This window comes from Kribbella sp. (assembly GCF_035687465.1).
Classification (GTDB): Bacteria; Actinomycetota; Actinomycetes; order Propionibacteriales; family Kribbellaceae; genus Kribbella.
This window is the reverse complement of the sequence record NZ_DASRXP010000186.1, coordinates 1-11,274: the sequence shown is the minus strand read 5'-3', so window position 1 is coordinate 11,274 and position 11,274 is coordinate 1. Positions and strand designations below refer to the sequence as shown.

Below are 11,274 nucleotides of genomic sequence, written 5' to 3'. Positions count from 1 at the left end.
CTGGAGCATGCTGATCCCGCAGGCGCTGATGGGTGTTGCCAGTGTGGGGTTCGTCTACGTGGCGGTCCGCCGGTGGTTCTCCGCGAATGCGGCCCTGCTGGCCGGCGCGATCCTGGCGCTGACCCCGGTGGCCGTCCTGATGTTCCGCTTCAACAACCCGGACGCGTTGCTCGTCCTGCTGCTGGTCGCCGGTGCGTGGGCCGTCACCCGGGCGATCGACTCCGACAAGCATGCGGCGCGCTGGATGGCGTTGGCCGGACTGCTCGTCGGCTTCGGCTTCCTCACGAAGATGCTGCAGGCCTTCTTGGTCCTGCCCGCCTTCGGGCTGGCCTACCTGATCGCGGGCAAGCCCCAACTGGGCAAGCGGATCGTGCACAGTGTGGTGGCTCTCGGCGCGATGATCGTCGGCGCCGGCTGGTGGATCGCGATCGTCGAGCTGATGCCGGCCTCGGCGCGGCCCTACATCGGTGGGTCCACCAACAACAGCATCCTCGAGCTGACCCTCGGCTACAACGGTCTTGGCCGGCTGAACGGTGACGAGACCGGCTCCGTCGGCGGTGGTGTCGGCAATCCGGGCTGGGGCGGCGCGGCCGGTCTGCAGCGGCTCTTCACCGAGCAGTTCGCCAGCCAGATCGGCTGGTTGCTACCGGCGGCTCTCCTGTCCACGATCGTCCTGGTCGTCGCCGCCGGAAAGTCCGGCCGTACCAACAAGACCCGGGCGTTCGCGATTCTGTGGGGTGGCTGGCTCGTCGTCACCGGACTGGTGTTCAGCTACATGCAGGGCATCATCCACACCTACTACATGGTCGCGTTGGCTCCCGCGATCGGCGCTCTGGTCGGTGCCGCGATGATGGTGCTCTGGCGTCGCCGGACCGAATGGTTGCCCCGGGCAGCCCTTGCCGGAGGCATCTTCCTGACCGCCGGCTACAGCTTCTCCCTGCTCAACGCGACGCCGACCTGGCAGCCGTGGTTGCGCTGGGTCGTGCTGATCACCGGAATTGTGGGCGCTGGATCGGTGCTGTTGCTGCCTGAGCTCCAGTTGCCTGGCAGGACGGTTCGCCGGGCCGGGATGTTCGCTGCCGTGCTGATCGCGGTGAGCGCGCTCGCCGGGCCCACGGCGTACTCGGTGGAGACGATCTCCGCGGCTCACAGCGGTGCACTGCCGTCGGCCGGCCCGGCCTCGGCAGGTGGCCGGATGGGTGGCTTCGGAGGAGGAGGCGGGGGCGGAGCAGGCGGCCGGACCGGCACGCCTCCTGGCACAGGCACAGCTCCCGGTACTACGAACGGGCAGGGCGGCACCGGGACCACGACTCCGCCGACGCGAGGTGGCGGCGGAGGCGGTGGGTTCCTTGGTGGCGGCGGAACCGCCGGTGTGTCGGCCGACCTCGTCACGCTGCTCCAGCAGGGCGCGAACGGCTACACCTGGGCCGCCGCGGCAGTCACCGCGAACGGCGCTGCGCCGATCGCGCTGGCGGCCGACGTACCGGTGATGGCGATCGGCGGCTTCAACGGGACCGACCCGGCGCCGTCGCTGGCGGAGTTCCAGGATCTTGTTGCCCAAGGCAAGGTTCACTACTTCATCGGTAGCGGTGGCGGCGGCTTCGGTGGCCGCAGCGAGGGAACCTCGAGCGAGATCAGTACCTGGGTGCAGCAGAACTTCCAGGCGCAGACCGTCGGTAGCACCACGGTCTACGACCTGACCAGCGGCAGCTGAACCCTTGTCCCAGAGAACCGGAGAAAAGGAATGACTGAGAACACCAACAACCCACCCGCGGTGCCCCAATGGGTGGCTGGCGGTGCGCCGGGCACACCGGCTGAGCAGCAACGGCAGGCCGAGCAGCAGTGGTTGGCCGCGCGCCAGGGCGACGCAGTACCGGGTGCACCCGCACCGGGAGGTAAGACGAAGTCGTCCGCCGGGAAGCCGAGCGGGCTGATTCTGGCCGGGGCGGGTTCCCTGCTGGCCGTGCTTGCCTTCCTCGGCGGTACTGCGGTCGGCCACGCCTGGGGATCCGGAGGAGCCACACAGCAGACGCAGTTCCCCGGCGGTGGCCGCTTCCCCCAAGGCCAACTCCCCAACGGACAGGTGCCAGGCGGTCAGGTGCCAGGCGGTCAACAGACCCAGCCCGGGCAGCAGACTCAGCCGAGTACGGGCACGCAGAGCCCGGGTGTCCCCGGCCAGGGGTACGGCCGACGCGTCCCCGGACAGGGACCACGTGGCGGCCAGCAATCACCTGGTCAGACCACCACTACCCCAGCCAAGCCGGCCTGACAACCACCTCCGGCCAGAAAGTGTCGGTCCACCTCTCCTAGGGTGGACCGACACGCTTGGGTGTTCACTTATCGGTCCGGCCGGGTAAGGATCGGGTCGTGGAATGGTCGAACATCACCTGGTTCCTGACCGCCCTAGGCGCTGTCGTGGTGCTGCTGACCCGCGTCCGGCTCGGTGGCGAAAGCGCGGGCGAGAGCAACCGCTCGAGTGGTGTGGCGGGGTATTCCGCCGGGCTGCTGCGGGTGCACACCACGGTCGGAGTGCTCACTCTGGTCGCCTGGGTCGCAGCTCTCGTCGTCGGTCGCCAAGAGGTCGCTCTCGGCGCTCTGGCCGGATGGTGGCTGCTGGCAATAGTCGGTTTGTTGCTGCTGGCCCGCTGGTTACCGAGCCATAGTCGGCACGGCGCGGGCAAGGCCGCCGACGCCTGGGGTTCCGGCGCCGGGCTCTCGTTGCTCGGGCACCTCGGCATGTTGATCGGCGTCTGCTACTTCACCTTCGTCACCTTCACCGAACGGCTGTGAGCTAACGCGAGGCCATGCGGGGCAGGAGTGCGAGGCGGAGGGCGCGGAGCAGGGTGCGGGGGCTGCTCAGCGAGTTCGGGTGGTCCAGCATCGTGGTGACCCGGCTGAACTTCTCGTTGACCTGCGCATCCCGTTGCGACGCGGCGACGATCAGCCCGCTGAACCACTTGACCAGCCGATAGCCGCGCGGGAAGGGTCCGTTCACGTGCGGCAGTGCGAGGTCGGCGAACGTCGAGACCTGCCACGCGGCGTCCACAACCACGCGGACCTGCTCGAAGTACTCGCGGGCCGGCTCGTCCAGGGAAGGGTTCGAGCGGAGATAGGAGGACAGACAGGACGCGTGCAGCGTCGCCGAGGTCATGCCCTGGCCGTAGATCGGGTTGAACGACGCGACCGCGTCACCGGCGACGATCAGACCGGCCGGGAACCGCTCGAGCTGGTCGTAGTCGCGCCGTCTGCTGTCGGCCTGGTGATAGGTGATCACGTCGCCGAGCAACTCGCCGTGCTCGGCGATCTGCCCGAAGGCGGGCGGGAAGTCCTGGCGGCAGCGGGTCTGGAATTCCTCGAAGTCGCGGCTCGGTCGGTCGTCGTCGTAGCCCGCGACCAGGACCAGCCAGCGGTCGTCCTCGACGGACAGGACGCCGCCCATCCTGGCGACCTTCCCGCTGCTGGGCTGGGTCTGGGCGATCGAGACGTAGACGTCGCAGACCTTCGGGTCCCGTTTGAACAGAGCGGTCGCGTAGTTGAGCTTGATCGGCATCCGCTTCATCGGTGGCTGAGGCCAGCCGGCCGCGCCCAGCCAGTCGCTGAGCCGACTCGACCGCCCGGTCGCGTCGACGATCAAGTCGGCTGATTCGGTCACCAGTTCCCCGGTGGCGGCACCCGTCGGCTGGTAGCGGACGGCCGTCGCCCGGTCGCCGGTGAAGTCCAGACCGTCGGCCCGTCCATGGATGAGCTTGATGTTGCCGATCGCCAGCGTCCTGCGCCGAACGTGTGATTCCAGGAAGGGCCGGGTGCTCACCAAGGCCTGGCCGATCGACTCCCGCGGCGTGGCCGGCCGCAAGGAGCCGTTCACGAAGCTCTCGACCGCGGTCGGCGGTGGGTCGATCGCACCGGCGGCGACGGACTCCGCGGTGAAGCCCGGGAACCACCGATCGAGCTGAGCCTGACCAGCCGGCAGCAAGGCGTGCACCTGCGTGCCCTGCGGTACGCCGGGGCGCGGCTGCGCGGACTCCTCGGAGTCGTCCCGCTCGATCACGAGCACCTCTTCGGCGTGATCGCTGAGCACCCGGGCCGCCATCAGACCGGCCATGCTCGCGCCGAGGACGATCGCCCGCCGCATCATGATCCTGGAATCCGTCGGGCGTTCCGCAGTACTGATGCGGGCGAAACGACGAGCAGCTGACTCGACCACGGACGACCCCCAGGCGGCTTTAGGAAGACTCCCACTCTAAGTCGTCAGTCGTTCACTCTGCAGTGCTCCGCATGTCGCGCCTCTGCAGGCCGGTCAGGAGTGCGCCGACAGCACGCCGTACTGCGGATTCGTAGGCGGACGGTGACATCGTCGTACCGGCGCCGGCGACCCGGTCGTACATCAGCCCGTCGAGCATTGCCGCGACCGGCCAGGCGGCTTCCTCGGCGTCGGGGATGCCCAGTGCCTCGAGCAAACCGGTCAGGCCGTCTCGCAACTGGCGGCCGCCCTGGACGATCGCCTCCCGGAGTTCGGGCTGACGGCTCGCCTCGAGGGACAACTCGTAGCGCGCGACGAGATCGTCCGTCCGGTTGTGGACGAGGTCGAGGACCATTCCCACCAGCAGTTCCTCGAGCCCGGCGTCCGGGCTGGCTTGAGCGGTGAGGTCGCGGGCGAGCATCCGCCGGACGCAGGCGTCGAGCAGCGCCTTCCGGGTGCGCAGGTAGTACGAGGTCGAGCCCGGTGGCAACCCGGCTTCGGCGTCGACCGCGCGGTGGGTCAGGCCGCGAAGGCCGCGCGTCGCCACGAGATGGATCGCGGCGTCCGCGATGGCGTCGCGGCGATCCTCGCCGAGCGGAACTGTCTTCGTCACAGCGAGAGTCTAGTGGAGCAGCCTCTACAGATGTAGAGTCGATGGGCATGAGGGCGATCGTGGTGGGAGCGGGGATCGGTGGGGTGACGGCGGCCGTCGCGCTGGAGGGGTGCGGATGGCAGGTCCTGGTGCTGGAGCGGTCGGCAGAGCTGGGCGAGGTCGGGGCCGGCATCTCGGTCTGGCCTTCGTCGGTCGCCGCGCTGGAGCAACTCGGGGTGGTCGGCGTCCAGAAAGCCGCTGTGACCGCGGGTCCGGCCGGCCTGCGCCAGCCGAACGGTCGCTGGGTGGTCGAGGCGCCGGACCTCGGCGTAGAGATCCCGGTGATGATCCATCGGGCGCAGTTGCACGAGCTGATCACCGATCGCTTCGGCCCGGGAGTCACCGTACGGACGGGAATCACCGTCACCGGAGTCTCGCAGGACGACAGCGGGGTCACGGTGAGGTCGGCCGATGAGGAGTTCCGTGCTGAGTTGGTGATCGCGGCGGACGGGATCCGCAGTGTTCTGCGCAGCGCGATCCACCCTGCCTCCAAGGGACCTCGGTACTCCGGCTACACGGCGTACCGGGGGATCGCCGACGTGGACCTCAGCGACGGCGGCGGGGAAACCTGGGGCCGGGGGCAACGATTCGGGTTCGCGAAGCTGATCGACGGACGGGTCTACTGGTACGCCACGGCGAACCGCGAGGCGGGTCTGCCACCAGGGCCTGGTGGTCCGCAGGCGGACGTGACGAGGGACTTCGTGGATTGGCATGAGCCGATTCCGCAACTGCTGGCCGGGACACCGCCGGAACAGGTACTGCAGAACGACATCTACGACCTCGAGCTGCCGCTGGTCCCGTTCGGCACCGGCCGGGTGGTCCTGCTCGGCGACGCCGCCCACGCAATGACCCCCAACCTCGGCCGCGGCGCCTGCTCAGCGATCGAAGACGCAGCAGCTCTGGCCCGCCACCTTCGCGGCGACCTCGACCTGTCCACAGCCTTGAGCCGGTACGACGCTGAGCGGCGGCCGGTGACGGCCAGGCTGGTCAAGCAGTCCAGGATGATCGGCCGGCTGGGACAGATCGACAACGGGGTGCTCTGCGTGGTCCGCGACGGGGTACTCGGCGTCGGCGGCAAGGTGGCCGGGTTGCTGGCGAAGCGGCGGCGGGTGGAACAATCCCCGGTGTGAAGACTCCTCCGCAGGCCGTCGAGATCCCCGGTGCCAAGCATCTGCACTCCGGCAAGGTCCGGGACCTGTACGAGCTCGAGTCGGGCGAGCTGCTGATGGTCGCGAGCGACCGGATGAGCGCCTTCGACTGGATCCTGGAGACGCCGATCCCGGACAAGGGCAAGGTGCTCACCGCGATGAGCCTGTGGTGGTTCGAGCGGCTCGGCGTGCCGAACCACATCCTGTCGACCGACGTACCGGCTGAGGTCGCCGGTCGCGCGGTGGTCTGCGAGAAGCTGGAGATGTTCCCGGTCGAGTGCGTCGCCCGGGGCTACCTGAGCGGCTCCGGCCTGCTCGACTACGACGCCACCGGCGAGGTCTGCGGCATCCCGCTGCGGCCAGGCCTGGTGGAGGGATCCCGGCTGGACGTGCCGATCTTCACCCCCGCGACCAAGGCCGACCTCGGCGAGCACGACGAGAACGTCTCGTACGACGCAGTGGTGGCCACGGTCGGCACCGAGACCGCTGAGGCGCTCCGGAACCTCACCCTCGACATCTACACGCAGGCGCACGAGGCCGCCGAGCAGCGGGGGATCATCCTGGCCGACACGAAGTTCGAGTTCGGCGCCCGCGCGGACGGCACGATCGTGCTCGCCGACGAGGTGCTGACGCCCGACTCCAGCCGCTTCTGGCCGGCCGACCAGTGGCAGCCGGGCAAGCAGCAGCCGTCGTACGACAAGCAGATCGTGCGCGACTGGCTCCAGTTCGACTCCGGCTGGGACCGCCACTCCGGCGAAGCCCCGCCGCCCTTGTCCGACGAGGTCATCGCCCGCACCCGCTCGGCGTACATCGACGCCTACGAACGCCTAACCGGCCGCACCTTCACCGCTTGAGTGCTTGCGTCCGAAGGGGCGCGGGGCAGGCCCCTCGGTTCTTCGGACGTAAGCGGGTGTCAGAAGAGGCCGACGCCCAGGGCGAGGGTGATGAAGCGGGCGAGGCGGCCGACCAGGACCGAGAGGCTGAAGGTGACCACGCCCATCCGGCTGGCGCCGGCGATCAGGGCGACGCCGTACAGGGGTGGGATGCCGACCGACGAGCTCAGCAGCGTCACCGGGATACCCCAGCGGCGGTCGCTGAGGGCATCGAGCAGGCGCTTGCTAACCTCGCGGTTCCACTGGATGAAGCGGCCGCGACGGGTCTCGAGGTCGACCGGTTTGGGTTCCTTGTCCTTCTTCGCGGCATAACCCGGCCGGTACCGCACCGCCAGGAACATGGCGATCTTGCCGATTGTCTGGCCGACCGATACGCCGATTGCCGCGACCACCGGATCGAGCGCGCCGGACACGCCGACGCCGAGGACATACGCCTCGGCGTTCAGGATCGGGATGACGGCGGACCCGATCCCGAAGCCCACCGCCAGCGCCAGTTGCCAGACCCACATGCTCTAGAGGCTATGCGGCGATGTCTTCCCGATCAGGGAGGCCAGCACCACTTCAGGGTGAACTCAGCACTACCCCTCAGGTGGACCGCAGGTTCTCCGCGGCCGCCGCCTCGTGCACATGACCGCGCAGCAGGAGCGCCGCGAGACCCGCGATCAGCCAGGCCAGCCCGGCACCCACGACGGCCAACCCGACCGTCGTCAGCAATGCGGTGGTCTGACTGGGCGAGTAGGGATCGCGCACCGAGAGGTCCGCGTACAGCACTCCGCCGATCAGCAGCCCGCCGGCGACCGCCCAGGTGACGCTCGAGGTCAGCTGGTACCGCACCGAGGTGCGGAGCTGCGCCTCTCCGACACCGAGGACGTTCAGGGCGGCCAGTTGGCGACGCTGATCGAGCAGATCGTCGGCCGTGCCGGCCAGCAGGGACACACCCGCGATCAGTGCGGTGAACACCGCGGCGCTCGCAGCGAAGACCAGTCCAGTCAGGTGGAAGCCCAGGTCGAATCCGTCCCTGGTCTGGAGAAGTTCGACTGTCATCGCGGCCACGAAGCCGACCGCGGAACCGCACAACACCAGCAGGGCGAGCGTCCGCCCGTGCGGGCGGACCGTCCGGAGCAGGCGTCCACCGGCCAGCACCTTCAGCGGGTTCCTCGATCGCTCCAGCCGGTTGCCCTGCCAGGCCACCAGCAAGGTGGGCAGCGCCAGACAGATGAAGATCAGACCGAGGCCCAGCGGGACCAGCGTGGCGAAGTACTCCTTCCTGATGAGATGACTCAGCAGGACGAGCCCGATCCCGGCCGCGCCGGCGATGGCTGCCCGGGTGACGTTGGGGGCTTTCGCCGATCTCTCGCGCGGGTCCGAGATCACGCCGCGTCCAAGCAGAGCGCCGACAGCAGCCGCCACGACAGTGAGTACCGCGGCCACGATCGGCCAGGTCGCCAGATCCACAGAGTTGACCGGCGGCAGCATCCGGGCCGTCCTGGGCAGGCTCTGGATTGCCAGCGCGAGCAGGAGATACAGCGGACCGGCCAGGATGCCACCGATGAGACCAGCGATCCCTGCATCGACCGCGCCGAGACCACGGACCTGGTTGGGAGTGGCACCGGCAAGGCGGAACGCCGCCAGCCGGCGGTCGCGCGCCGCAGTACCGAGCTTCAGGGCTTGGAAAGCCAAGAGGCAGGCCGCGACAGCCAACAGGACGGCGGCGAAGGCGACACCGCTGCGGATGCCGTCCTCCTGGATGTAGTCGCTGTACTTGTCGGAGTAGTAATAGCCGCGGAAGCCGAGACGTTTGATGCGCCATGCGGCCAGCAGGAACGCACCGGCGATCGCAATGGTGGTCACCAGAAGTCGGAAGCGGCTGCGGTCCGTGGCAGACCGGGGCCGGGCCAGTTCGAAGAGCGTGGCGAAGTTCACGACAGCGCGACCTCATGCTGGACGGCGCCGTCGCGCAGGCGGACCTCGCGGTCGGCGTACGCGGCGACCAGGTTGTCGTGGGTAACCAGCACCAACGCGGCTCCACCGTTGTGCACGGACGCGAGGAGCAGTTCCATCATCTGCTCGCCGGCCAGGCTGTCCAGGCTGCCGGTGGGCTCGTCGGCGAAGACGATCGCGGGCCCTGTCACCAGAGCTCGTGCCACGGCCGCCCGCTGGTTCTGGCCGCCCGACAGCTCGCCCGGTACTGCGGTGGCGTCCTCCCCGACTCCGACCCGGTCCAGCCACTCCATGGCGGCCCGCCGAGCTCCGGCCCGGTCATGGCCCTCCAGGAGCAGCGGCAGTGCCACGTTGTCGATCAGTGTGAGGTCGGGAACCAACTGCCCGAACTGCAGTACTACGCCCGCCTGCGTGCGCCGTAGCCGCGTCCGCACTGCTTCGGAGAGGTCAGCCAGGTTCTGTCCGGCCAGTTGGACCGTGCCGGCCTGTGGGCGAAGGATCCCCGCGGCGCAGTGCAGCAGGGTCGACTTGCCGCAGCCGCTCGGCCCCGTGATCGCCACGACCTCGCCCGGCCTGACCTTGAGCGAGACTCCGCGCAGGGCCACGTCGCGGCGGTAGGCATACTCCACCCGGAGTAGCTCCAGGGCGAGGTCGGTCATCGACGGGTCTCCTTCAGCTCGGTGATTCGGTCCAGCGCGCCGTCGAGCCAGCGCAGATCGGCGTCCAGGTGGACGGCAACGAAATCCCGTGCCAGCCGGGCCGGTGTGTCGTCGTCGGAGTCGGTCGACGCGGCCCGCAGCTCGCGGATCCGGCGCAGGTGGCTGGCCCGCTGCCGGGCCAGGAACGCGGTCGCGTCCTCACCGGTGTGGATGGTCGCGACCACCTTGCGGACCATCTCGTCCACCGCGCCCAGGGCGGGCTGGATCGGCTCGGCCAGCCAGTCGGCCAGGTGTGCGCGGCCCTGCTCGGTGAGTCCGTACACGGTCCGTTCGGGGCCACCCTCTGAGCCACGATCGACTACCTCGACCAGGTTGTCCCGCTCCAGCCGGGACAGCGTCGTGTACACCTGCCCGAACGCGAGCGGCCGGCTGTCGGGGAACCAGGCGTCATGGCCGCGCTTCACGTCGTACCCGTGAGCCGGCCCGTTGTGGAGCAGTCCCAGAACGAGTTCAGCTGTTGCCATGCGGCGACTATACACAGAATGTATGTACTGAGTGAATAGTCGGCAATGCGGGACTCCGGGGCCGCGGTCGGTAGGATTCAGGGCGTCATCCCGGATCGAAACCAGGAGTAGTCAGTGGCTCGCGTTGTCGTCGACGTCATGCTCAAGCCCGAGATCCTCGACCCGCAGGGCAAGGCGGTGCACGGCGCGTTCGGCCGGCTCGGCTTCGACGGCGTGGCCGACGTCCGTCAGGGCAAGCGCTTCGAGATCACCCTGGACGGTGAGGCCACCGAGGAGAAGGTGGCCGAGATCCGCAAGGCGGCCGACACGCTGCTGGCGAATCCGGTGATCGAGGACTACACCCTGCACGTCGAGGCCGACCAGTGAAGATCGGGGTCGTCACCTTCCCCGGCTCGCTCGACGACGTCGACGCCCGTCGCGCGGCCGCTGTCGCCGGTGCCGAGGCAGTCGCGCTCTGGCACGGTGATGCCGATCTGCAGGGCGTCGACGCGGTGGTGCTGCCTGGCGGCTTCTCGTACGGCGACTATCTCCGCGCCGGCGCGATCTCCCGGTTCGCGCCGGTGATGGACACCATCATCAAGAAGGCGGGCGAGGGGCTGCCGGTGCTGGGGATCTGCAACGGCTTCCAGGTGCTCTGCGAGTCGCACCTGCTGCCCGGCGCGCTGATCAAGAACCACCACCGGAAGTTCATCTGCAAGGACCAGCCGCTGCGGATCGAGAACAACCGCACCGCCTGGACCAGCGACTACGACGCGAACCACGAGATCACCATCGTGCTGAAGAACCAGGACGGTTCGTACGTCGCGGACGAGGCGACCCTGGACCGGCTCGAGGGCGAGGGCCTGGTGGTCGCGCGGTACCTGGACGAGAACCCGAACGGGTCCTACCGCGACATCGCCGGGATCACCAACGAGCGCGGCAACGTGGTCGGCCTGATGCCGCACCCGGAGCACTGCGTCGAGACCCTGACGGGTCCGAGCACGGACGGCCTCGGCTTCTTCACCTCGGTGCTCAAGGCCGTCGTCTCCTCCTGATGAAGCCACGGCGGGTGCAGCGGCTACTTGCCCGCACCCTGTTCCTCACCGCTGCGGTACTAGCCCTCGCCAGTACTACGTCACCCGCTCCTGCCGCCGCTAGCGGGCAGGTCGGTGAGAGTTTGCTGGCGAAGGTGGTCGTCATCGGTGTACCAGGGCTGACCTGGAACGACGTGAAGGCTT

At 68.9% G+C, this 11,274-nt stretch carries 14 protein-coding genes; 8 read left to right on the top strand and 6 right to left on the bottom strand.

What is annotated here, in order from left to right; all coding sequences use genetic code 11:
• The 3 genes from VFG33_RS09400 to VFG33_RS09390 all read left to right on the top strand — a co-directional run.
• On the top strand, nucleotides 1-1,714 hold a 1,714-nt coding region (locus VFG33_RS09400; RefSeq protein ID WP_325024538.1), incomplete at its 5' end, for a mannosyltransferase YkcB-related protein.
• Nucleotides 1,715-1,744: 30 nt separating this feature from the next.
• Nucleotides 1,745-2,269 (top strand): hypothetical protein, encoded by a 525-nt coding sequence (locus tag VFG33_RS09395; protein WP_325024536.1) that lies wholly within the window; start codon nucleotides 1,745-1,747, stop codon nucleotides 2,267-2,269.
• Between the two features lie 98 nt (nucleotides 2,270-2,367).
• Nucleotides 2,368-2,790 carry a hypothetical protein gene (locus VFG33_RS09390; protein WP_325024533.1) on the top strand — a complete coding sequence of 141 codons (423 nt, stop codon included), beginning with the start codon at nucleotides 2,368-2,370 and terminating at the stop codon, nucleotides 2,788-2,790.
• A 1-nt stretch (nucleotide 2,791) separates the two neighbouring features.
• On the opposite strand, the gene VFG33_RS09385 is transcribed toward VFG33_RS09390, so the two are convergent.
• Nucleotides 2,792-4,204, bottom strand: a complete 1,413-nt coding sequence (locus VFG33_RS09385) for an FAD-dependent oxidoreductase (protein WP_325024531.1) — start codon at nucleotides 4,202-4,204, stop codon at nucleotides 2,792-2,794.
• Nucleotides 4,205-4,256: 52 nt separating this feature from the next.
• A complete protein-coding gene (locus tag VFG33_RS09380; RefSeq protein WP_325024530.1) occupies nucleotides 4,257-4,853 on the bottom strand; it encodes a TetR/AcrR family transcriptional regulator in 597 nt (198 codons plus the stop codon).
• 47 nt (nucleotides 4,854-4,900) lie between these two features.
• Here VFG33_RS09380 and VFG33_RS09375 point away from each other — a divergent pair, with 47 nt between their 5' ends.
• Nucleotides 4,901-6,022, top strand: coding sequence for an FAD-dependent monooxygenase (locus tag VFG33_RS09375; protein ID WP_325024528.1), 1,122 nt, complete (start codon nucleotides 4,901-4,903; stop codon nucleotides 6,020-6,022).
• Complete coding sequence (locus VFG33_RS09370) at nucleotides 6,019-6,894, top strand: phosphoribosylaminoimidazolesuccinocarboxamide synthase (RefSeq protein WP_325024526.1); 876 nt, start codon at nucleotides 6,019-6,021, stop codon at nucleotides 6,892-6,894. The genes VFG33_RS09375 and VFG33_RS09370 overlap by 4 nt, the downstream gene beginning before the upstream one ends.
• Nucleotides 6,895-6,953: 59 nt before the next feature.
• On the opposite strand, the gene VFG33_RS09365 is transcribed toward VFG33_RS09370, so the two are convergent.
• The 4 genes from VFG33_RS09365 to VFG33_RS09350 all read right to left on the bottom strand — a co-directional run bounded on the left by VFG33_RS09365 (nucleotide 6,954) and on the right by VFG33_RS09350 (nucleotide 10,057).
• A complete protein-coding gene (locus VFG33_RS09365) occupies nucleotides 6,954-7,442 on the bottom strand; it encodes a VTT domain-containing protein (protein ID WP_325024525.1) in 489 nt (162 codons plus the stop codon).
• Between the two features lie 76 nt (nucleotides 7,443-7,518).
• Nucleotides 7,519-8,856, bottom strand: a complete 1,338-nt coding sequence (locus tag VFG33_RS09360) for an FtsX-like permease family protein (protein WP_325024523.1) — start codon at nucleotides 8,854-8,856, stop codon at nucleotides 7,519-7,521.
• The gene (locus VFG33_RS09355) at nucleotides 8,853-9,533 is read right to left on the bottom strand and encodes an ABC transporter ATP-binding protein (protein WP_325024521.1); all 681 of its coding nucleotides are present in this window, start codon (nucleotides 9,531-9,533) and stop codon (nucleotides 8,853-8,855) included. The genes VFG33_RS09360 and VFG33_RS09355 overlap by 4 nt, the downstream gene beginning before the upstream one ends.
• Nucleotides 9,530-10,057 carry a PadR family transcriptional regulator gene (locus VFG33_RS09350; protein WP_325024519.1) on the bottom strand — a complete coding sequence of 176 codons (528 nt, stop codon included), beginning with the start codon at nucleotides 10,055-10,057 and terminating at the stop codon, nucleotides 9,530-9,532. The genes VFG33_RS09355 and VFG33_RS09350 overlap by 4 nt, the downstream gene beginning before the upstream one ends.
• Nucleotides 10,058-10,171: 114 nt before the next feature.
• On the opposite strand from VFG33_RS09350, the gene purS reads away from it, so the two are divergent.
• From purS to VFG33_RS09335, 3 genes are all read left to right on the top strand, one after another.
• Complete coding sequence (gene purS / locus VFG33_RS09345; RefSeq protein WP_133798012.1) at nucleotides 10,172-10,423, top strand: phosphoribosylformylglycinamidine synthase subunit PurS; 252 nt, start codon at nucleotides 10,172-10,174, stop codon at nucleotides 10,421-10,423.
• On the top strand, nucleotides 10,420-11,091 hold the full coding sequence (gene purQ / locus VFG33_RS09340; RefSeq protein ID WP_325024515.1) for a phosphoribosylformylglycinamidine synthase subunit PurQ: 672 nt from the start codon (nucleotides 10,420-10,422) through the stop codon (nucleotides 11,089-11,091). Before purS ends, purQ begins: the two co-directional genes overlap by 4 nt.
• On the top strand, nucleotides 11,091-11,274 hold a 184-nt coding region (locus tag VFG33_RS09335; RefSeq protein WP_325024513.1), incomplete at its 3' end, for a hypothetical protein. The genes purQ and VFG33_RS09335, both read left to right, overlap by 1 nt.

What these genes read in the sequence shown, in the direction of transcription:
- VFG33_RS09395 (WP_325024536.1), top strand. Translation starts at nt 1,745, where the DNA reads ATGACTGAGAACACCAACAACCCACCCGCGGTGCCCCAATGGGTGGCT.
- VFG33_RS09375 (WP_325024528.1), top strand. Translation starts at nt 4,901, where the DNA reads ATGAGGGCGATCGTGGTGGGAGCGGGGATCGGTGGGGTGACGGCGGCC.
- VFG33_RS09365 (WP_325024525.1), bottom strand. Translation starts at nt 7,442, where the DNA reads ATGTGGGTCTGGCAACTGGCGCTGGCGGTGGGCTTCGGGATCGGGTCC.
- VFG33_RS09355 (WP_325024521.1), bottom strand. Translation starts at nt 9,533, where the DNA reads ATGACCGACCTCGCCCTGGAGCTACTCCGGGTGGAGTATGCCTACCGC.
- VFG33_RS09350 (WP_325024519.1), bottom strand. Translation starts at nt 10,057, where the DNA reads ATGGCAACAGCTGAACTCGTTCTGGGACTGCTCCACAACGGGCCGGCT.